We start from the raw sequence: 20,376 nt of genomic DNA on the forward strand, positions 1-20,376 counted from the left end.
CCAGCGCCGCCTCGCACTGGGCCTCGGTGCCGTACTGGGCGATGAATGCCGGCAACGACATCCCCGGCTGAAACTGAATCCGATTCTGCGCCATGGTGGCACCCTCCGCTCGCTGTGTAGCCTCAGCGTACGCCCGGGGGTGGCTCACCCAGTGAGCCTGGCTGACTCTCGTCGCTAATCAGGTCAAGGGTTGGGAAGCCAATCTTCGCGTGCGTGGCGCACCCGGAGAATATAGACGTCGCCAACCGGGTCCAGGATGTAGACGACGATATGCGCCTGAAAGGGGTGGACACGTACAGGCGGAGCGATTTCGGCGCGTTCGCGGGCCACCAGCGGGTTCTCCGCCAGGAACCGGAACTGGCGCTCCAGCGCTGCGTGATACCGCCCTGCCTGGTCAAGACCAAACTCTGCTGCGCCCTGGACGAAGATGGAGATGACATCCTCCTCCGCCTTTTCACTCAGGTAAAAGGGCATTACCGAGGGAGACGCTGATTGAATCGCGCGCTCGCGTTGATAACCCAGGTTTTCCGAGACCAGGCGCGTCGTGCAGCGGGTAGTGGTTCTACCCGCAAGCGGCGCAACGCAGGATCGGGGAACCTGGGGTGCCAACCCCTACACGCTATTGAAAGCAAGGGCTCGGCCGCTTTTGTGCGCGCACGGCGTTGCGGCTCCCTTGTGCAGAATGCTGCACGGCAGTCGCCGCGCCTTGTTCGCACGCAAAAGCGACTCGAGCGCGAACGTGCGATTCAATCAGCGTCTCCCTGGCGAGTCAGGAACCGGAGCATTGGCGCGCCGCCCGCTCGCGGAGCTCTTCCATACTGTGCTGGCCGGGACCGCTCTCCAGCGCTTCCTTGACGAACGTCTGCATGCGCTCGACCTTCTCGGCACGCTCCTGGTCGTGACGGATCAGATCGCGCACGTAATCGCTGGCATTGCTGTACCGACCGGATTCGGCCTGCTTTTCGACCCAGTTCTTCATCGGGTCGGGAAGCGATACGTTCATGGTCGCCATAGCCTCAAAAACCTCCAACTTTCTTGGCAATCTTTGCCATAAAGACAATGATAGCCGTCCCGAACCCATTGTGCGACCGCACCCCCGGATCCCGGCCCTTCCCTTCGCTGCGGCCGGAAGGACCGTTAACCTCCGGTGGCCCCGGACCTGTAGGAGCCGAGCCCTCTCGGCGATTGGGGCGCCGGACAGGCCCGATCGCCCAGGGGGCTGGGCTCCTACACCGTCTGGTGGCTCCGGATCTGTAGGAACCGAGCCTCTCGGCGATTGGGGTGTTGGACAGGCCCGGTCGGCCAGAGGGCTGGGCTCCTACAATAGGGCGAGGCCCGCAATTGTTCGTTCTTTAAACCTTCCCCTGGCGATAGACCGTGTTGCGGTGGGCCACGCGGACGACCAGCACCCGGAGCCGATCATCCTCAATCGATGCAATGACACGGTACGGGCCGATGCGGTAGCGCCAGTACTCGCCCAGTTCGCCCGAAAGCGATTTACCCAGCCTGCGTGGGTCGTCAAGGGACGCGATCCGCTCGTTCAGGTACTCCAGAATCCGCCTGGCGGCCTGCTTGTCTAGCGCGCGGAGATCCTTTTCCACGCGTTTATCGAACTCAATCGTCCAGCTCAAGTCGGCGTCTCATTTCATCCATGGAGACTGTCTCGCCGCTTCCCTTGCGGTGGTCGATCAGGCGCTGTTCGGCCAGGTAGATGTCTTCAAGGTCTTCCAGATGCTGCACGATCGCCTCGCGCGCATAGTAGCTCTTGCTTCGGCCGGTCGCCTTGGCCAGCGCATTGAGCCGCTCTTCCACATCTTCAGGTAGGCGCAAAGCCAGCATGGGGTGTCCTCCGGAGGTTTGCTATACAAGTATAGCACTGCGGTGGATTGCCAAGCCCAGCGGCCCTTTCCTCCGAGGCTCCGCGCCTTTCCTGCGCTTCGGCATCCCGGTTACTACACCGTGGTGTCCGGGCGGTCCGTTCACGTACGGTGGCTCCGAACCTGTCGGAGCCGAGCCTCTCGGCGATGGGGCGTTGGTTAGGCCCCGTCGCCCGGAGGCTGGGACCCTTTACGGGTTGCGGATGAAGCCCATGGCTTCGAGCTTGAGCAGGATGCGGTGGGCGGCTTCGTCCGGGGCCATGTCGCGAGTATCGATGCGCAGCTCGGGGTGCTCGGGTTCCTCGTACGGGTCATTGATGCCGGTGAATTCCTTGATGAGGCCGGCGCGGGCCTTGGCGTAGAGGCCCTTGCGGTCGCGCGCTTCGCAGGTCTCCAGCGGGGTGGCGACGTGGATCTCCAGGAAGCCGCCGTGCTGCTCGATGCGTTCGCGCACGCGGCGGCGCATGTCGGTGTACGGGGCGATGGGGGCGCAGATGGCGCAACCGCCGTTCTTAGTGATCTCGCTGGCCACGTAGCCGATACGCTGGACGTTGATGTCGCGGTGTTCCCGGGAGAAGCCGAGCTCGCTGGAGAGCTCCTTGCGCACGATGTCGCCGTCCAGCAGCGTGACGGCGCGGCCGCCCAGTTCCATCAGCTTCACCCGCAGGGCGTTGGCCATGGTGGACTTGCCGGAACCGGAGAGCCCGGTGAAGAACACGGTAAAACCCTGCCGGTGGCGCGGCGGGAAGGTGCGCCGCAGCTCCTGGACCACCTCCGGGTAGGAGAACCACTCGGGGATCTCCAGGCCTTCGCGCAGCCGGCGGCAGAACTCGGGGTTGTCGAGGTTGAGGGTATGTTCGCCTTCGCGTACCTCGTTGGCCGGCACGAAATCGGCGCGGTCCTGCACATAGGTCGTCGCCTGAAACGGGACCATCTCGATGCCGATCTCGTCGGCGTGGCGCCGGATCAGTTCCTGTGCCTCGAAGGCGCCATAGAAGGTCTGGCCGTCGGGGCCCGGGTCGGGGCTGGCGTGGTCCTGACCAACGATCAGGTGTGTGCAGCCATAGTTGCGCCGGATGATGGCGTGCCACAGCGCCTCGCGCGGGCCGGCCATGCGCATGGCCAAGGGCAGGAGGCTGAGCTGGGTGGTCTGCTCCGGGGCCTGGCGCAGCACGTGCTCGTAGCAGCGCACGCGCACGAAGTGGTCCACATCCCCCGGTGCGGTTACGCCCACCGCGGGCTGAATCAGCAGGTTGGCCTCGGTCTCGCGCACGGCCCGGCGGGTGAGCTCCACCTGGGCGCGGTGCATGGGGTTGCGGGTCTGGAAGGCGACCACGCGGTTCCAGCCGAGCTTCTGGAAGTACTCGCGCAGCTCCGTGGGGCTGTAACGATAGTTGCGGAAATCGTGGTGGACCGGAGGCTCCAGACCGTGCAGTGTGCCGCCCAGATAGACGGGGCCCGTGCGATGCAGCAGCTCGTTGACACCCGGGTGCGCGGTATCGGTGGTGCCAAACACCTGTTCTGCCTCGCGCGTGTGATCGGGGGTCCAGCGATACTCCACGTCCATTACCGCGACGAGCATGCCCTCCGCGTCGCGCAGGGCGATGCGGCTGCCCTCCTCCACCTGCTCGGCAAAGGCCTGGCTCACGCCCAGGGTGATCGGCATCGGCCAGAGCGTGCCGTCCGCCAGGCGCATGGTCTCCACCACGCTCTCGTAATCCGCGGGGCCCATGAAGCCGGTCAACGGCGAGAAGCCCCCGTTCAGCAGCAGCTCGACATCGCACGCCTGGCGCGGCGTCAGATCCCAGGGGAGGAAGTCCCGCGCCTGGGCCTTCAATTCCCCGGCGGCCGCCTCGTCGAGATAGCGATCACACAGCGTGCCGCCGTACGGTTCAATCAAATCCATGAGGGTGTGGAGTCCAGTTGTTGCGTGCGTGCCCGGTATTCCGGGTGCGAAGCCACCCGATCGGGGGTACTGGTCAGGCCTGATCGCCCAGGGGGCTGGGCTCCTACATGACGTGGTGGCGCCGACCTGTAGGAGCCGAGCCCTCTCGGCGATTGGGGCGTTGGGCAGGCCCGATCGCCCAGGGGCTGGGCTCCTACAGCCGCTGTGGCCCCGAGACCTGTAGGAGCCGAGCCCTCTCGGCGATTGGAGCGTTGGTTAGGCCAATCGCCCAGGGGGCTGGGCTCCTACATCGCGTGGGGCTCGGAAATACGAACCGAGCCCCTGGCGACTATCTATTGGCATGCCGCTGAAGCGTTCCGGTGAGCTCAGGCTGCTTCCGATCGCAGGAGTGGCCAGGCGCCCTGCTTGGATGCTTCGAGAATGACGACTTCCACAATCGTTCCGTCTTCGGCATAGCTCACATGGGTGTTCCAGTCCTGTGAACACTCGCGTGTAATCGGCTTGTCCGACAGATGCAGGACGAGAATGTCGTCGGTTTCGTCATAGGTCGTGCGCATCGTCACTCTCCCCAGTCAAAGTGGTGCATGACGGTTTTGACTACCAATTGCTCTTCGAGCACCAAAGCGGCACAAATCAGGTTGTCGCAACGGCCTTCGAAGTGCTTCGCGGCCCACAAACGACTGTCATCCTTGTAGCGTAGCTCACCATTCTCCAGCAACTGCACCAGCTCGCTTTCCGAGATTTCGCGCTGCGCCATCCGTTCTCGCGCATGGCGCGTAACGTGTATCGGTCGGTCGAATCGTTGGGAGTGCATTCCTTTGCCCTTTTATCCGAATTCGGGTGGTCAGATCTCTGAGCGTTTGGGGGCATTGTCAGCACCCGATCGCACAGGGGGATGGGCTCCTACACCCCCCGTGGCTCCGGACCCTGTAGGAGCCGAGCCCCCTCGGCGATTGCGGCGCCGGACAGGCCCGATCGCCCAGAGGCTGGGCTCCTACGGTTATGGGGACAGCCAGACGGCGTCCCAATGTGGGTAATCGCCGACATGGCGGACCAGGCCAGCGCGCAGGGGGTTGGCAACGATGTACCGGGCGGCGCCGGCGAGGTCCTCCTCGCGGCGAAGGGCTCGGTCGTGAAAACCCTTTTGCCATATTGGACGGCCCACGCGATGCGCGCTGACCGCCTTGACCCGCCGCATTACCCGGGATAATGAGTCCGGCTCTCCCAACTCCAGGAGCCAGTGCAGGTGATCAGGCATGATCACGTATGCCAGCGTCTTTGCGGTTTGCTGCTGCGCTTCGGACATCAGAGCACGCACCACCGATCGAGCGGCCCACAAATCCCCGAACACGGGCTCCCGCTCAACGGTCACTGTGGTGACCAGATAAATCTGTCCAGGACAGGAATAGCGTCCCTTGCGCAGGGCATGTCCGCGAGGGTGGCCGTCCATGGCTTTCCTCTTCCTCTGAGATTTTCCTGTAGGAGCCGAGCCCTCTCGCCGATTGGGGCGTTGGACAGGCCCGATCGCCCAGGGGGCTGGGCTCCTGCACCGAGCGGTGGCCCCGGACCTGTAGGAGCCGAGCCCTCTCGGCGATTGGGGCGCTGGACATGCCCGATCGCCCAGGGGCTGGGCTCCTACACCACTTGGTGCCCCTGGACCCGTAGGAGCCGAGCCTTTCGGCGATTGGGGTGTTGGTTAGGCCCGATCGCCCAGGGGGCTGGGCTCCTGCACCGCTTGGTGCCCCTGGACCCGTAGGAGCCGAGCCTCTCGGCGATTGGGGTGTTGGTTAGGCCCGTTCGCCCAGGGGGCTGGGCTCCTACACCACATGGTGGCCCCGACCTGTAGGAGCCGAGCCCTCTCGGCGATTGGGGCGTTGGATAGGCCCGATCGCCCAGGGGGCTGGGCTCCTACACCGCGCGGTGGCTCCGGACCTGTAGGAGCCGAGCCCTCTCGGCGATTGGGGCGCCGGACAGGCCCGATCGCCGAGAGGGCTGGGCTCCTGCGGGGTTGGTGGTTCGTCCGCTGGTTCGGTGCCCTGGAGCTCGGCGCGGAGTTGTTCGATCTCGGTCATCAGGGCTTTGTGTTCGGCGCGGATGGCGTAATGGGCCTCGCCCACCGACAGGCCGGGCGCACGCGCGAGCTGGCGATGACTCATGTCCGAATCGCGCTCCAACAGGCGGAGCACTGCTAGATGAAGGTCTTCTTAATCCATGGGTTATCTTTATAACCGGGGGGCGCGCCTGGGCACGCTACCGCCGGGACGGTGCACCCGGATTTTCGCGGGTCCGCCTCGGCTGGAGCTTTGGCTGCATCTTTCGTTCACAGGATGAACGCGCTTGAGATTAGACCACAGCCGACCGCTAGCCAGCAACGAGACTCGCCGGCCCGTCGGGGGCCGCGTGCCTGCGCAAACGGGCAAAACATGCGGGAGTTCCTTCACGACAAGAGCCCCGAATGGGGAGTCGCATCGGACGTGTTGTCAGCTTCCCTCGGAGCGGCGATTGCGGGCGTTGCTGACAAACTCCCAGAAGAATGCCGCGAACAGTCCGAGCATGCCCCCGAGGACCACGGACAAGGCGACAATGAGCGAGCGACCAGGACCGACCGGGCTATCGGACTCTTTCGCGAGGAAAGTTCCTTCCATCCCCCGGCTCATGGTTGCAATGGTTTCCGCATCGGACCTTGCATCGACACGGCGAGTGCGCAACTCGGCAAGCTCGCGCCGTGTATCGCTTATCCGCTGGGCCACAATCAGGCCGGCGACGTCGTCCCGCTCGCCGAGATGCTCGTTGAGCATATCGAGATCGCCCTGTAGCGACTCGATTTGCTGATCCAATAGCTCAATACGGTTTTCAAAAGGTCTCAGGCTGCTGGCCAGCATTTGTTCAAAACGCGGCTCGAGCCACTCGGACAAAGCCCTGATGACCCCCTCGTGGAGTTCCGACACATCGCCCGCCGCCTCGCGCGTGCTGGTGGACGTCAGGATCAGGCCGTAATCCGATCCATACTCACTCACACGAACATGGAGCGCGCGCCACTCCCCCGCCGAGAACGCATCGCGTTCCTGCGGGATCAGAACGTCTTCGAGCCTCGAGATCACCACATCCCGTGCTACGACATCCATGACGCCATCGGAGTGCTCCTGAAGAGCTCCTTCCGAATAGACCCCCGGAAGACCCACCCCCGACCGGTATTCGTATTCCACCGGCTGCATCACGGCGTAAACCACGCCCAGCACCACCGTAACCACCGCGACACCCATCAATACCGGCAACCGACGCATCAGCACGTCCCATAGTTCGTACAAGCTGATTTCGTCGTCGTACGGGCGGGTTTGTGGTCCGGCAGGGTCGCTCATGAGTCGTTTCCTGTGTTCAGTTTCATTTGGCGCGTGTCAGCACCCAGGCGTCGGTGCTTTGGCAAACAGCTGCAACCCGCGTTTGCCGCTCCGACCTCGCTGGCGCATTGCGCCCCGGCCTTTCCCGGAGGAGCAGGCTCGAAGGCACGCCCCTGTGCCGACGATGGCGCGTGGCGATTGGATCGAAAACGAGGAGGCTTTGCAAGGCCGATGGTCTGCGCATCGGCTCAACCATAATCGACTCGATCGCAGGGCCGCGACGCATTTGGGTCTGCAATCTGCAGGAGCCGAGCCTCTCGGCGACGGGGGAGCCGGAAAGGTCCGATCGCCCAGAGGCTGGGCTCCTACATCGTACGGGGCCCCGGATCTGTAGGAGCCGAGCCCTCTCGGCGATGGGGCGTTGGTTAAACCGAATCGCCCAGAGGCTGGGCTCCTACAGGGGGTAGAGCGGCGCTGGTTGGCTTAGTCGCTGTTGAAGAGGTCGCGGGTGTAGATCTTGTCGGTCTGGTCCCGGATGTCGTCGGTGATGCGGTTGGCGACGATGACGTCGCTGATGCGCTTGAACTCGTCGAGGTCGCGGATGACGCGGGAGCGGTAGAACTCGTCGGCGGGCAGCTCGGGTTCGTAGACGACGACCTCGATGCCCTTGGCCTTGATGCGCTTCATCACACCCTGGATGGCGGAGGCGCGGAAGTTGTCGGAGCCGCTCTTCATCACCAGCCGATAGATGCCCACCACCTGCGGATTGCGCCGAATGACCGCGTCGGCCACGAAATCCTTGCGCGTACGGTTGGCGTCTACGATCGCGCCGATGATGTTGTTGGGGATCTCGTCGTAGTTCGCCAGGAGCTGCTTGGTGTCCTTCGGCAAGCAGTAGCCGCCGTAGCCGAAGGACGGGTTGTTGTAGTGGCTGCCGATGCGCGGGTCCAGGCACACGCCGTCGATAATCTGGCGGGTGTCGAGGCCGTGGATCTCGGCGTAGCTGTCCAGTTCGTTGAAGTAGGCCACGCGCATCGCCAGGTAGGTGTTGGCGAACAGCTTGATCGCCTCGGCCTCGGTGGAGTTGGTAAACAGGATCGGGGTGTCGTCATCCATCGCGCCCTCGGCCAGCAGGCCGGCGAAGGTCTCGGCCCGCTCGGACTGCTCGCCGACGATGATCCGGGAGGGGTGCAGGTTGTCGTACAGCGCCCGGCCCTCGCGCAGGAACTCCGGCGAGAACAGGATGTTGTCGGTCTCCATCTGCGCCTTGATCTCGCGCGTGTACCCGACCGGCACGGTGGACTTGATGACCATCGTGGCGTGCGGGTTGATGGCCAGCACATCGCGGATGACCGACTCCACCGTGGAGGTGTTGAAGTAGTTGGTCTGCGGGTCGTAATCCGTGGGCGTGGCGATGATGATGAAGTCCGCCCCTTCGTACGCCTGCTGCTTGTTCAGCGTGGCCTGAAGGTTCAGCTCGCGGTTCTCGAGGAAGTCCTGGATCTCGGCGTCGATGATCGGGGAATGCCGGCGGTTGATCTGCTCGACCTTCTCCGGCACCACGTCCAGCGCGACCACCTCGTGGTGCTGCGCCAGCAGCACGGCGTTGGAGAGTCCGACATAGCCGGTTCCGGCGACTGCGATTTTCATCCGTTCTTTCCTTCCTGGTTCGATCTGTGTATCCATGTTCGTCGGCCGCGCCACGGATCCCCGTAGGAGCCTGCTTGCAGGCGAAGCCCCTGCCCACGCCGGACTTTGGCGGGGGCTTCGCCTGCAAGCAGGCTCCTACGGGGGCATGCCCTTCCTGCCCGGCGCGCTTACGCAGCGCCCGAGGATACTGGGGCTCCGTGAACAATGATGCGATCGGAGGCACGAAAGGCTAACGCCACCCTTACCCCGCGAACCGTTCTTGCGGGGGGTGATCCGCAGGAGCGTATTCGTGCACGACCGCGCGGATGGTCCGACAGGCGCTTTCGGTGTCCATGTCACGTTCGGCGCGCTCTAGCTGTTTCAGGGCGGCGTGGAGGTCCTGCGGCGACACGCAGTCCTCACGCGCGCGCATGATGCGCTCATGGGGCGTGGGCTCGACGTTGTCGCCGATCAACAGTTCCTCGTAGAGCTTCTCGCCCGGGCGCAGACCGGTGAACACGATCTCCACGCCATCCTCGGGGGCGCCGTCTTCCTTCACCTGTCGCCCGTGCAGGCGGATCATGCGCCGCGCCAGGTCGATAATCTTCACAGGCTCGCCCATATCCAGGACGTAGACCTCGCCGCCCTCGGCCATGGCGCCGGCCTGGATCACCAGTTCGGCGGCCTCGGGGATGGACATGAAGTAGCGCGTAATCTCCGGGTGGGTCACCGTGACCGGACCGCCATCGCGGATTTGCTGGTGGAACAGCGGCACCACGGAGCCGGAGGATCCGAGCACGTTGCCGAAACGCACCATGCTGAAGATCGTGCCGCGCTGCTGGCGGGCACGGTCCTGCAGGACCATCTCGGCCAGGCGCTTGGTGGCGCCCATCACGTTGGTGGGGCGCACGGCCTTGTCGGTGGAGATCAGGATGAAGCGATCCACGCCCGCCTTGAGCGCCGCTTCCGCCAGTACGGCCGTGCCGAAGACGTTGTTGCGCACGCCCTCGATCAGGTTCGCCTCGACAATCGGCACGTGCTTGTAGGCGGCCGCGTGATAAAGCGTCTGCACGCCATGTTCCGCCAGCACGGAGGCCACCCGCCGCGCATTGGCCACGGAACCCAGGACGGCGTGGATCGCCGGGTACTGCTCCAGCTGTGCCGCAAGCTCCTGCATCTCGCGCTCGATGCTGTAGAGCGCGAACTCGTTGCGCTCGAACAGGATCAGCGCGGCCGGCTCGAGGCGGATAATGCGCCGACAAAGCTCCGAACCGATAGAGCCGCCCGCCCCCGTCACCATCACCACCCGGCCGCGCACGCTGCGGGTGAGCAGCTCCGGGTCCGGCGGAACCGGATCCCGGCCCAGCAGATCGGCGATGTCGACGTCCTCCAGCTGTTCAAGGCTTGCGTGTCCGGAGACCACTGCCTCCATCGACGGCACGGTCTGCACGTACACCGGAAGCGGTTCCAGTTGCTCGAGGATGCGGCGGCGCTCCTGGCGCGTCGCGGACGGGATGGCCAGCAGCACCCGACCGACCCGGAAGCGATTGACCAGACGCGCGAGTTGGGCCGGCTTGTGAACCGGAATCCCGTCGATCGAGCTGCCTTGCAGGCTGCGGTCCTCGTCCACGAACGCGACCACACGGAAGCGGCCTCCGGCCTTGAGCCCGGACAGCAACTGCACACCGGCCTCGCCGGCCCCGAACACGACAACCGGTTCGGCGCCGGCGGACGCCTCGATGATGGAGCGATACCAGGTGCGCACAAGGAACCGGCTGCCGCCAACATAGATAAAGGCCACGATCGCGAAGTTGACCGGTACCGAGCGCGGGAAGCCTTCCACCTGCCCCAGGGTTGCCGCAGCCCACAGCACCAGCGCCAGGATCACCACACCGGAGCCCACGGCCCAGATGGTGCGCGAGCCCATGAAGCGCACCACCGCCCGGTACAGACCCAGCTTCACGAACAGCGGGATGCCCACCAGCACCACCAGCGGGAACAGCCACCAGGTCTCCAGCATGATCGGCGGGAACGGCTCCGCCAGGCGGATCGCGAAACCGGACCACAGCGCCAGCGGCAGCATGACCACATCCGCCAGCACCATCAGCCAGCGCTTCTTCGAGCGCGGCAGCGCCAACAACCTGTCCATGCCCTGTCTCAGCATGATCTGCAATACCGTTTCGGCATGTCCGGCCCGACTTCCGCGTTTACGAAAACCACCCTGATTACACTACAGCAAGCGCGAATACCGGGTGTTCGCCGCTCTCCCTCGCGGCGCTGCGCAGCATAAGCAACCCCTGATGAAAATTCACCCGTTCGCCGGCCGCCGAGCGATGGCCCTGGGCATTGCGATCTTCCAGCGCGGGCAGGGGCATTCGCCTGCGAGCAAGCTCCCACCGGGCACCTACAGCCGTTGTTCGGCCCACTGGGCGAATTGAGCATACACCTCGATGGCAGGCGCGACGGCGCCTATGACCCGCTCCAGGTCGATGGTGTCGTAGAGGTGCGTAAGGACGTTGCGCATGGCGCAGGCATCCATCAATCGCTCCGCCAATGCCTCGTCGAGATCGAGCCGATCGCGGAGGGCTTCAAAGACATCGCGGTAGGTCGCGGCGAGCCGATAGCCATCGCTGCGCAACAGCTGCAGACCAATGTCCGCTGACGATTCACAGAGGAGTTGCAGCAGACGCTCGATGGCGTAATGCTCCCGCCGCTGTTGGCGCGGCTCCATTGCCGCGTAGAGTTCCAGGTCCGAGAGGAACTGGCGCAGCATCGACAGCTTGCGCTGCATCACCTCGGGCGTTTCAGGCGGCATCCGGGCCCTCCGTCCGGTGGCGCTGAAACAGGACGGAATCCGCGTGCAGGAAGAACGCGCGGTCCTGCTCCGCATGAAAGCGGCCTGCCTCTGCCTCGAACAGGCACTGGCCATCGCGGAAGATCTCGAACCGCGTGGTCGGCGAGGTACGATCCGTGAGCAGAAGAAGGTCCACGGGTGCTGGATCGAACACGTCCTCCAGCTCTCGTTGCCAGCGCCCCTGCGTCATCAGGTCCGGCGTCGACCGTGGGTCCACGGCCAGATCGACATCCCTTCCATGCCCTTCCCGAACGGTAGAGCCGAACAGGATAACCAGGCGCCATTCGTAGCGTTCGGCGAGCTCGATGATGCGGCTGATCTGTTCCGGCTGAAGCATTCCAATCACGACCCGTGTTTGTCCGCTTGGCCAGAGTAGCAAACCCGGCCACCCGGAACCCCAACCCACAAGCACCCCCGTAGGAGCCGCCTTGGCGGCGAAGCCATCGCCAGAGCCGGACCCGGGCAGGGGCATTCGCCTGCGAGCAGGCTCCTACGGGGGTAATGGGCCTGGTTTGACCGTAGGAGCCGCCTTGGCGGCGAAGCCCCTGCCACAGCTGGAGCACGCTCTCATTCCAGCCAGATGGCGTCCCAGTGTGAATAATCACCCAAGTTGCAAACGAGGCCCGCCCTTAGCGGGTTTGCAACCACATAGCGGGCGACCGTCTGGAGGTCTTCTTCTCGGCGTAAGGCGCGGTCGTGGTAGCCCTTCTGCCAGATGTGGCGTCGCGCACCCTCGAGGCGGCCAATGCGGCGGGTGGTGTTTGCCTTGACCTTTTGTACCGCCACCGGGAGTTCGCCGTGGTTCAGTTGCAACAGCCAGTGCAGGTGGTCCGGCATAACCACGAAACATAACGTCGTGACGGCATCTTCAACCTCTCGCAACGACTGCACACAGCAACGGGCCCGCGCAAAATCTGCGAACCATTGCCGCCGGCCCGCACAGACCGTTGTGACGAGGTAGATGCGCCCCGGCTCGCTGAACCGGCCGCTTCGCAGGCGATGCCCTTGTGCCTTCCGTGGCATGGGGCCCCCTTCTGTATTCCGTTTCGTGTTCGAGAATATCAAACGCTGGTGGCAAGGCTGAGGCTGGCAGGAGCTTCGCCGCCAAGGCGGCTCCTACAGGGGCAGCCCCGTGCGCGACCACCACCCCGTAGGAGCCTGCTCGCAGGCGAACGCCCTTGCACGGGGCCGGCTCTGGCAGGGGCTTCGCCGCCGAGGCGGCTCCTACAGCGGCAGCCGCTGTGCGCGAACACCCCCGGTAGGAGCCTGCTTGCAGGCGAACGCCCCTGCCCGGGGCCGGCTCTGGCGGGGGCTTCGCCGCCGAGGCGGCTCCTACAGCGGCCTTGTCAGGCGAGGAGTTGGGCGAGGTCGTCGGGGCCGAGGATGGGGATGTCGAGGGATTCGGCTTTGGTGACCTTGGAGCCGGGGTCGGCGCCGGCGATGACGGCGGTGGTCTTTTTGGAGACGGAGCTGGTGATCTTGGCGCCGCGGGCCTCGAGGGCGGCCTTGGCCTCGTCGCGGGTCATGGTGTCGAAGCTGCCGGTGAGGACATAGGTATGGCCCGCCAGCGGGGCTTCGTCGCCCGTCTCCGTGGGCTCGCGCCGGGGCGGATCGGGCCAGTGCACGCCGGCCTCGCGCAGGGCGTGGATGACCTCGAGGTTGTGGGGCTCGGCGAAGAAGTTGGCGATGTGCTCGGCGACGATGGGTCCGACATCGGGAACCTCCTGCAGCGCCTCGGCGTCGGCCTGCATCAGCCTGTCCAGGTCGCCGTAGTACTCGGCCAGGTTGCGGGCGGTGACCTCCCCCACCTCGCGGATGCCGAGGGCGAAGATGAAACGCGCCAGGGTGGTCTCGCGCGCCTGTTGCAGGGCGTGGACCAGGTTCGCGGCGAGCTTCGGGCCGACCCGCTCCAGCGCCTCCAGGCGTTCGGCGTCCAGCGCGAAGAGGTCCGCCGGGCTTTGCACAACGCCGCCGTCGGCCAGCTGTTCGATGATCTTCTCGCCGAAGCCCTCGATGTCCAGCGCGCGGCGCGAGACGAAGTGCTTGAGCGCCTCGCGCCGCTGCGCGGGGCAGACCAGCCCGCCGGTACAGCGGGCCACCGCCTCGCCCTCCGGACGCTCGATGTGCGAGTCGCACTCCGGGCAGGTTGCGGGCATCTCGATGGCGCGGGTATCGGCGGGGCGTTCGCCACCAGCGCGGCCCACCACCTCGGGGATCACATCGCCAGCGCGGCGCACGATCACGCGGTCGCCGATGCGCACATCCTTGCGCGCGATCTCGTCCATGTTGTGCAGCGTCGCGTTGCTGACCATCACCCCGCCCACCAGCACCGGCTCCAGGCGCGCCACCGGTGTCAGCGCGCCTGTGCGGCCGACACGGAATTCGACATTGCGCAGGGTGGTGGTGCGCTCCTCGGCCGGGAACTTGTGGGCGATCGCCCAGCGCGGCGCACGCGAGACGAAGCCGAGCGCCTGCTGGTCGGCCAGGGCATCCACCTTGTACACGATGCCGTCGATCTCGTAATCCAGCCCCGCCCGCCGCGTGGCGAGGCGCTCGTAGTACTCGAGGCAGGCGTCCACGCCCTCCAGCACCTCGCGCTCCGGGCAGGCCGGGAAGCCAAGGCTTTGCAGCCAGTCCAGCGTGCCGGACTGGGTTTCCGGCAGGGTCCCGCCCTCGACAAAGCCCACCGAGTAGGCAAAGAAGCTGAGCGGGCGGCGCGCGGTCACCTTCGAGTCCAGCTGGCGCAAGCTGCCGGCGGCGGCATTGCGCGGGTTCATGAACCCGCGCTGGCCGTCCGCCTCAAGCCCGGCGTTCAGCCGCTCGAAGTCGGCGCGGCGCATGAAGACCTCGCCGCGCACCTCCAGTACCCGCGGGGCATCGTCAGTGAAGCGGTCACCAAGGTGCAGCGGGATCGGCCGCACGGTGCGCACGTTGGCGGTCACGTCCTCGCCGGTCTCGCCATCGCCACGGGTGGCGGCCTGCACCAGTCGCCCGTTCTCGTAGATCAGGCTGATGGCGAGGCCGTCCAGCTTGGGCTCGGCCATGTAGGTGACGGCGGCCTCGCTGCGCGCCGGGTCGCCGGTCTGCTTCGCCAGGCGCTCGCGCACGCGGCGGTCGAAGTCGCGGATCTCGTCGGCCTCGAACCCGTTGGCCAGCGAGAGCATCGGCAGACGGTGGCGCACCGTGGCAAAGCCCTCGGCGGGGGTGGCGCCGACGCGCTGAGTGGGCGAATCGGGGGTGACGAGCGCCGGGTGCTCGGCCTCCAGCTGCTCGAGCTCGCGCATCAGGGCATCGAACTCGGCGTCCGATACCTCGGGGTCATCGAGGACGTAGTAGCGGTAGTTGTGATGCTCGATCTGCCGGCGCAGCGCGTCGATGCGGGCCTTCGGAGCGTCCTTCGAGCCTGCCTGCGTGGCAGGCGAACCCGACGCGCTCATCGCGCGCTCCGCCGGCGCAGCACGTCCGGGCGGTGGCGGCGCAGCCAGTCGTTCAGGTCCTCGCGCATGTAGGCCAGCGTCTGGTTGGTCGCGGTGGATTGCTGCGCATCGAGGATGCTGCCACCGAGATCGCGCGCCAGCACGTGGGCGTGCTCCAGCAGCGCCTCGAAGGCCCGCTGCGGCTCGGCGGCGCGGTGCACCTGGGTAAACAGCGTGACGCCGGGCGTCATCATGTCGGCCAGGTCTTCCTCACGCAGGGTGCCCGGCGGAACCATGTTGGCCGCGGAGAACAGCGGGACACGATTATCCGTTTCCGGCTCATGGAAGTGGTAGATGTCCATCTCGCCGGGGGTCATGCCGGCGCGCTGCATCGCCGCGCCCAGGGCCACGCCGGTAAAGGGCTTGTTGCGCGGGGCCACCACGTGCAGCAGCAGGATCTTCTCGTCCCTCGCGCGGCGCTCGGCCTTCGGATTGCGACCAACAACACGCGGCTCCGAGACATACTCGCCCAGCGTCTCCATGTCCGGGGCCGGCTTCTCGACCAGATCCGGGTCCACCTCGTGGTCCGGGTGCAGTTGCTCGCCGAGGGTGTCGTCGGCGCGCGGCGGCTTGAACCGCTCCGGGCGCACCCGGTCCAGGCCGGCACGCAGGCGGGCACCCACGTCGCCAAGCACCGCCCGCACGCGGTCCACCGAAGCGTTCGCCGAACCCTGGCGCCGCGCCCGAACCGGGCGATCCTCCGGTGACGGCTCGAAGGCGCCGTGCGGCGGGGGCGGCGTCGGCTCGTCATCGTTGTCCAGGACACCGTAGATGTCCTGGGCGCGTTCGCCCCGGCGACCGTAGTCGGGCTCCAGATCCGGCTCGTCGTCGCTGGCGGTCACACCCAGATGCGGTTCGTGGCGTTCCTCGCGGGCCGCGGCGGGAATGCGCGGCTCGTCGAACCCGGGTTCACGCGCCCCGCCCGTGCCGGCACTGCGGCCGGTATCCAGCGGGTCGCCCCAGCCGGCCTCCGGCTCGGGGGAAGCACTGGGGTCCACCGGCTCGTACCAGCGCTTCTCGCCCGGCTGCTCGCTGGCGCGGATGTGCACGGCCTCGTCGCCCCAGTCCGCGGCATCGTCCTCCATGTCGCGCGAAACCGAACGCGTGCGCAGGCGATGGGCGAGCCAGATCCCCGCGATCAGGACAATCCCCAGTATGACCAGACTGATGCGCATCCAATCCACGCGGTACCTCGTTTAATTGCGGTTTTGTGCCGTGGTTTTGCCGGGCGCCGGGGTTCCGATGGAACCCGTTGTGCCATCCCCTGGAGATTGCCGCGGCCCCCAGGGAAACGCTGATTAATGTACACGCTCGCGCTCGAGTCGCTTTTGCGTGCGAACAAGGCGCGGTGACCGCCGTGCAGTCATTCTGCACAAGGGAACCGCAACGCCGTGCGCGCGCAAAAGAGGCCGAGCCCCTTCTTTCATTAAATTGTGGGGTTGGTGCCCCAGGTTCCCCGATCCTGCGTTGCAGCCCGACTCAGTCAAAAACGGGCCGGTAGAACCGCTACCGGCTGCGCACCGCGCCTCGTCTCGGAAAACCTGGGGTACCAACGCGAGTGTGTACATTAATCAGTGTTTCCCTAGGGCCTCGCAATGACGGGGCGGTTCGCTCAGGCCTCCGCCAGCTCCACGGCCTCGTCGATATCCACGCTCACCAGGCGCGAGACCCCTGGTTCGTGCATGGTAACGCCAATGAGCTGCTCGGCCATGGCCATGGTCGCCTTGTTGTGCGTGATGAAGATGAACTGGATCTGCTCCGACATCTCGCGCAGCAGGTCGCAGAAGCGACCCACATTGGCTTCGTCCAGCGGCGCGTCCACCTCGTCCAGCATGCAGAACGGCGCCGGGTTCAGCTCGAAGATCGCGAACACCAGTGCCGAGGCCGTGAGCGCCTTCTCGCCCCCGGACATCAGGTGGATGGTCGAGAGACGCTTGCCGGGCGGGCGCGCCATGATGGTGACACCGGTATCCAGCAGGTCGTCGCCGGTCATCTCCAGGCGCGCCTCGCCACCGCCAAACAGGCGCTGGAACTTGTGGCCCAGCCCGGCGTTGACCTGATCGAAGGTCTGCTTGAACAGCGCCCGGGTCTCGCGGTCGATGCGGTGCATCGCCGCCTCCAGGGTCTCCAGCGCCTCGACCAGGTCGGCGTGCTGTTCCTCCAGATAGCGCGAACGCTCCTCCAGACTACGCGCCTCGTCGATCGCCGCCAGGTTGATCGGCCCCAGCTTCTCGATCTTGCGATCCAGTTCACCGATCGCCTGTTCCCAGGCCGGGCCGGTGGCATCCTCCGGTAGCTCGGGTGCCAGTGCCTCGGCCGCGAAGCCGGATTCCTGGAACTGGGTCTTCAGCTGTTCGATCTGTACCGAGCGCTCGCGCAGGTCCAGGCGCAGTTCCTCACAAGTGGAGCGCTGCGCCTCCACGCGGTTGCCGAGCTCGGTGCTGGTACCGGCCAGCTCGCGCAGCCGCGCATCGCAGGCCTCCAGGTCGGCGCGTGCCTGGGTTAATCGTGCCTCGGCCTTCTGGCGCTGCTCCGCCGCGCTCTGCAAGTCCGCCCGCCACTGCTCCAGCGGGCCCTGGCGTTCGCCCAGCCCCTGTGCCAGGCGTTCGCGGCGCTGGGCATCCTCTTCGCGCTGGCGTTCGAGGCGTCCCCGCTCGTTCTGTTCGCGCTCCAGGCGGTGGCGCGCCTCCTGCTCGGCCATGCGCGCCTGGTTCGCTGCGTCGCGCGCCGCGCGCACCGCGTCGCGAGCCTCGGATTGCGCACTGCGGGCAGCCTCGACCCGGGCTTCCAGGGCAGCGCGGTCGGCCTCCAGGGTCTCGATGCGCGCCAGCGCCTCGTTACGCTCGGCCTCGGCCGTGGCGAACTGTTCGCGGGCCCGCGCGGCCTCCTCGTCGAGCTCGCCGGCCTCGCGGTCGATGCGTTCCTGCTGCTGTTCCAGCTGCCGCGCCTGGTCGCGCAGACGCTGCACGCGGCGCTCGCGGTCGTCGATCTGTGCCTGCTGCTCGCGGATCTGCCCGTCCAGCGCCTCTCGGTGCGCACGGGTAGCCGCGATGGTCTCGTTGCGCTCTTCCAGCGCGGCCTGCAGGCGGTTTACCTGCGTGGCCAGTTCCTCCTCGTGTTCCTGCAGCTCGCGCGCCAGGCGCACCCGGGCCACCGCGCCACTGGCCCCTCCCTCCAGGGTGCGATGGGCGACCCAGCCCGGCCCCAGCCAGGTGCCGTCGGGCGTGATCACGCTCTCGCCGGGGCCGAGCATGGCCACCTGTGCCCGCGCGGCATCAAGGTCCTCCGCGCAGTGCACCGCCGCCAGCCAGGCTGTGACCACCGGCGATCCCTGGACACGGGCGGCCAGGCGGCCGGCCGGGGCCTGCGGCGCCTGCGGCACGTCCGTGCCGACCAGACGCAGCATCGCGTCGGGCAGGTCCGGCGGCGCCTCCGGCCGCTCCGTAACGGCGGCCTCCAGCCAGGCGCCCAGCACCATCTCCACCGCGGTATCCCAGCCCTCGGCGACCTCCAGCTGCTGCACCAGCGGGCGCGACAGGTCCAGCCCGTGTTCGCGCGCCCAGGCGTCGCGCCGGGCGCGGGTCTCCTGCGGGTCGTCCTCGCCGGCGAAGTGTTCGAGACCCGCCAGGCGCCCGGCCACCTCGCGCGCCTCGCGTTCGGTGGCGTGCAGGGTGTCCTGCTCCTCGCGCTGGGCCTGCTCCAGTTCAGCCAGCGCGCCTTGCTGCTGGTCGCGTTCGACTTGCAGGGCCTGCAGCCGCTCGCGCAGGCCGGTCAGTTCGGAATCCAGGCGATCCGCCTCGGTGCCCGGGTGGGTCTGGGGCAGGGCCGCGCGCTCGGCCTCAAGGCGTTCCTGGCGCTGGGCGACGCGCTTGAGCAGGTGCTCGGCGTTGTCCATGCGCGAGCGAGCCAGCTGGGCGTTCTGGCGGGGCTCGGCCAGCGAGCGCTCCCATTCGGTGAGCGCCTCGCGCGCGGTCTGGTACTCGGTCTCGGCGCCCTCGGCGGCGGCCTCCAGGCGTTCGCGCTCCGCCTCGGCGGTCGTGGCCGCCTCCTGGCGTTGCACGCTCTCCTGCTCGGCCTGTGCGATGCGGGTCTCGACCGCCTGATGCTCGCCGGCCGCGGCCTCAATGCGGCTGTCCAGCTGGCGCAGCTCGGCCTGTTCGCGCGCCAGTTCGTCCTCGGCGTGGCGGATGGACTGCTCCAGGCGCGAGACCTCGGCGGCGCGATCGTAGTAGGCGCTCTGCGCCTGGGTCGTAGCGGCCTCCAGCTCGACCCGCTCCTGGCGGGCCTGCTCGGTGCTGGTCTGCGCCTTTTGCGCCTCGGCCTGGGCGGCCGCCAGTTCGGTTTCGGCGTCGTTCAGGCGGGTGCGGCTGGCCTCCATCTCCCGTTCCTGGGCCTGCAGGCGCAGCAGGATCGCCTCGGCGCGCTTGCGCCGGCGCTCGGCGGCCAGGGCCTGGTAGCGCTCGGCAGTGGCGGCCTGACGGTTGAGGCGTTCGGCCTGCTTGGCCACCTCGTCGCGCACGTCGTCCAGGCGCTCGAGGTTCTCGCGGGTGTGGCGCACGCGGTTCTCGGTCTCGCGCCGGCGCTCCTTGTACTTGGAGATCCCTGCGGCCTCCTCCAGGTAGACGCGCAGCTCCTCGGGGCGCGCCTCGATCAGGCGCGCGATCATGCCCTGCTCGATGATGGCGTAGCTGCGCGGGCCCAGACCGGTGCCGAGGAACAGGTCGACCACGTCGCGCTTGCGCGCGCGCTGACCATTGAGGAAGTACTTCGACTGACCATCGCGGGTGAGCGCGCGCTTGACCGCGATCTCGCCATAGCCGCTGTACTCGCCGCCCAGGCGGCCGTCGGAGTTGTCGAAGACGAGCTCGATGGAGGCCTGCCCGACCGGCTTGCGGCTGGAGGAGCCGTTGAAGATCACGTCCTCGCTGGAGTCGCCGCGCAGGTGCTTGGCCGAGGACTCGCCCATGACCCAGCGCACCGCGTCGATGGTGTTGGACTTGCCACAGCCGTTGGGCCCGACCACGCCCACCCGGTTGCCGGGCAGGACAAGGGTGGTCGGGTCCACGAACGACTTGAAGCCGGCCAGCTTGATTCGGGCGAGTCGCACGTTCGGCGCTATCCGCAGTCAGGGTACTCGGGGGTAGAATGGTACACGGTTAGACCCGTACCGTGACCACAGCCCGAAAACCTGTTCGCCCCTGCCTTGATCCCCTGTGGGAGCCTGCTTGCAGGCGAAGCCCCTGGCAAAATCTGGCGTGGGCAGGGGCTTCGCCTGCGAGCAGGCTCCTACGGGGGC

The 20,376-nt window shown here is 66.8% G+C and carries 17 protein-coding genes and 1 pseudogene; all 18 read right to left on the reverse strand.

Annotated elements, in window-relative coordinates; genetic code table 11:
* Positions 1 to 183: 183 nt before the first annotated feature.
* Complete coding sequence (locus F572_RS0109435; protein WP_017941273.1) at positions 184 to 474, reverse strand: type II toxin-antitoxin system RelE/ParE family toxin; 291 nt, start codon at positions 472 to 474, stop codon at positions 184 to 186.
* A 295-nt stretch (positions 475 to 769) separates the two neighbouring features.
* Complete coding sequence (locus F572_RS0109440) at positions 770 to 1,012, reverse strand: type II toxin-antitoxin system ParD family antitoxin (protein WP_017941272.1); 243 nt, start codon at positions 1,010 to 1,012, stop codon at positions 770 to 772.
* 340 nt (positions 1,013 to 1,352) lie between these two features.
* Complete coding sequence (locus tag F572_RS0109445) at positions 1,353 to 1,631, reverse strand: type II toxin-antitoxin system RelE/ParE family toxin (RefSeq protein ID WP_017941271.1); 279 nt, start codon at positions 1,629 to 1,631, stop codon at positions 1,353 to 1,355.
* Entirely contained in the window at positions 1,615 to 1,839 is a 225-nt protein-coding gene (locus F572_RS0109450; RefSeq protein ID WP_017941270.1) for a DUF6290 family protein, read from the reverse strand. The genes F572_RS0109445 and F572_RS0109450 overlap by 17 nt, the downstream gene beginning before the upstream one ends.
* Positions 1,840 to 2,067: 228 nt before the next feature.
* Complete coding sequence (locus F572_RS0109455; RefSeq protein ID WP_017941269.1) at positions 2,068 to 3,783, reverse strand: bifunctional sulfate adenylyltransferase/adenylylsulfate kinase; 1,716 nt, start codon at positions 3,781 to 3,783, stop codon at positions 2,068 to 2,070.
* Positions 3,784 to 4,148: 365 nt separating this feature from the next.
* A complete protein-coding gene (locus tag F572_RS0109460; protein WP_017941268.1) occupies positions 4,149 to 4,340 on the reverse strand; it encodes a DUF2283 domain-containing protein in 192 nt (63 codons plus the stop codon).
* A 2-nt stretch (positions 4,341 to 4,342) separates the two neighbouring features.
* Positions 4,343 to 4,597 carry a DUF4258 domain-containing protein gene (locus F572_RS0109465; RefSeq protein WP_081602001.1) on the reverse strand — a complete coding sequence of 85 codons (255 nt, stop codon included), beginning with the start codon at positions 4,595 to 4,597 and terminating at the stop codon, positions 4,343 to 4,345.
* 186 nt (positions 4,598 to 4,783) lie between these two features.
* Positions 4,784 to 5,233, reverse strand: coding sequence for a transposase (locus F572_RS0109470; protein ID WP_017941266.1), 450 nt, complete (start codon positions 5,231 to 5,233; stop codon positions 4,784 to 4,786).
* Between the two features lie 553 nt (positions 5,234 to 5,786).
* A pseudogene (locus F572_RS15795) lies at positions 5,787 to 5,939 on the reverse strand (MarR family EPS-associated transcriptional regulator); the annotation flags it as partial.
* Between the two features lie 324 nt (positions 5,940 to 6,263).
* A complete protein-coding gene (locus F572_RS0109480; protein WP_017941264.1) occupies positions 6,264 to 7,142 on the reverse strand; it encodes a Wzz/FepE/Etk N-terminal domain-containing protein in 879 nt (292 codons plus the stop codon).
* 462 nt (positions 7,143 to 7,604) lie between these two features.
* Positions 7,605 to 8,771: a nucleotide sugar dehydrogenase gene (locus F572_RS0109485; RefSeq protein ID WP_017941263.1), complete on the reverse strand. Its 1,167-nt coding sequence runs from the start codon at positions 8,769 to 8,771 to the stop codon at positions 7,605 to 7,607.
* A gap of 241 nt (positions 8,772 to 9,012) precedes the next feature.
* A complete protein-coding gene (locus F572_RS0109490; protein ID WP_026142941.1) occupies positions 9,013 to 10,914 on the reverse strand; it encodes a nucleoside-diphosphate sugar epimerase/dehydratase in 1,902 nt (633 codons plus the stop codon).
* A gap of 240 nt (positions 10,915 to 11,154) precedes the next feature.
* Entirely contained in the window at positions 11,155 to 11,565 is a 411-nt protein-coding gene (locus F572_RS0109495) for a DUF86 domain-containing protein (RefSeq protein WP_017941260.1), read from the reverse strand.
* The gene (locus tag F572_RS0109500) at positions 11,555 to 11,941 is read right to left on the reverse strand and encodes a nucleotidyltransferase domain-containing protein (protein WP_017941259.1); all 387 of its coding nucleotides are present in this window, start codon (positions 11,939 to 11,941) and stop codon (positions 11,555 to 11,557) included. Before F572_RS0109500 ends, F572_RS0109495 begins: the two co-directional genes overlap by 11 nt.
* Positions 11,942 to 12,171: 230 nt before the next feature.
* The gene (locus F572_RS0109505; RefSeq protein ID WP_026142940.1) at positions 12,172 to 12,627 is read right to left on the reverse strand and encodes a transposase; all 456 of its coding nucleotides are present in this window, start codon (positions 12,625 to 12,627) and stop codon (positions 12,172 to 12,174) included.
* A gap of 323 nt (positions 12,628 to 12,950) precedes the next feature.
* Positions 12,951 to 15,041, reverse strand: a complete 2,091-nt coding sequence (ligA, locus tag F572_RS0109510; RefSeq protein WP_017941257.1) for an NAD-dependent DNA ligase LigA — start codon at positions 15,039 to 15,041, stop codon at positions 12,951 to 12,953.
* The gene (gene zipA, locus F572_RS0109515; RefSeq protein WP_018158449.1) at positions 15,038 to 16,255 is read right to left on the reverse strand and encodes a cell division protein ZipA; all 1,218 of its coding nucleotides are present in this window, start codon (positions 16,253 to 16,255) and stop codon (positions 15,038 to 15,040) included. The genes ligA and zipA overlap by 4 nt, the downstream gene beginning before the upstream one ends.
* Positions 16,256 to 16,692: 437 nt before the next feature.
* Positions 16,693 to 20,187: a chromosome segregation protein SMC gene (gene smc, locus F572_RS0109520; RefSeq protein ID WP_017941255.1), complete on the reverse strand. Its 3,495-nt coding sequence runs from the start codon at positions 20,185 to 20,187 to the stop codon at positions 16,693 to 16,695.
* Positions 20,188 to 20,376: the final 189 nt, after the last annotated feature.

Origin of the sequence: Thioalkalivibrio sp. ALE14, from assembly GCF_000376845.1 — a bacterium.
In the GTDB taxonomy this organism is placed as follows: domain Bacteria; phylum Pseudomonadota; class Gammaproteobacteria; order Ectothiorhodospirales; family Ectothiorhodospiraceae; genus Thioalkalivibrio.

Bases quoted from the DNA above. Each gene is read 5' to 3' on its own strand.
- F572_RS0109435 (WP_017941273.1), bottom strand. From the start codon at position 474: ATGCCCTTTTACCTGAGTGAAAAGGCGGAGGAGGATGTCATCTCCATC.
- F572_RS0109440 (WP_017941272.1), bottom strand. From the start codon at position 1,012: ATGGCGACCATGAACGTATCGCTTCCCGACCCGATGAAGAACTGGGTC.
- F572_RS0109450 (WP_017941270.1), bottom strand. From the start codon at position 1,839: ATGCTGGCTTTGCGCCTACCTGAAGATGTGGAAGAGCGGCTCAATGCG.
- F572_RS0109455 (WP_017941269.1), bottom strand. From the start codon at position 3,783: ATGGATTTGATTGAACCGTACGGCGGCACGCTGTGTGATCGCTATCTC.
- F572_RS0109460 (WP_017941268.1), bottom strand. From the start codon at position 4,340: ATGCGCACGACCTATGACGAAACCGACGACATTCTCGTCCTGCATCTG.
- F572_RS0109465 (WP_081602001.1), bottom strand. From the start codon at position 4,597: ATGCACTCCCAACGATTCGACCGACCGATACACGTTACGCGCCATGCG.
- F572_RS0109470 (WP_017941266.1), bottom strand. From the start codon at position 5,233: ATGGACGGCCACCCTCGCGGACATGCCCTGCGCAAGGGACGCTATTCC.
- F572_RS0109480 (WP_017941264.1), bottom strand. From the start codon at position 7,142: ATGAGCGACCCTGCCGGACCACAAACCCGCCCGTACGACGACGAAATC.
- F572_RS0109485 (WP_017941263.1), bottom strand. From the start codon at position 8,771: ATGAAAATCGCAGTCGCCGGAACCGGCTATGTCGGACTCTCCAACGCC.
- F572_RS0109490 (WP_026142941.1), bottom strand. From the start codon at position 10,914: ATGCTGAGACAGGGCATGGACAGGTTGTTGGCGCTGCCGCGCTCGAAG.
- F572_RS0109495 (WP_017941260.1), bottom strand. From the start codon at position 11,565: ATGCCGCCTGAAACGCCCGAGGTGATGCAGCGCAAGCTGTCGATGCTG.
- F572_RS0109500 (WP_017941259.1), bottom strand. From the start codon at position 11,941: ATGCTTCAGCCGGAACAGATCAGCCGCATCATCGAGCTCGCCGAACGC.
- F572_RS0109505 (WP_026142940.1), bottom strand. From the start codon at position 12,627: ATGCCACGGAAGGCACAAGGGCATCGCCTGCGAAGCGGCCGGTTCAGC.
- ligA (WP_017941257.1), bottom strand. From the start codon at position 15,041: ATGAGCGCGTCGGGTTCGCCTGCCACGCAGGCAGGCTCGAAGGACGCT.
- zipA (WP_018158449.1), bottom strand. From the start codon at position 16,255: ATGCGCATCAGTCTGGTCATACTGGGGATTGTCCTGATCGCGGGGATC.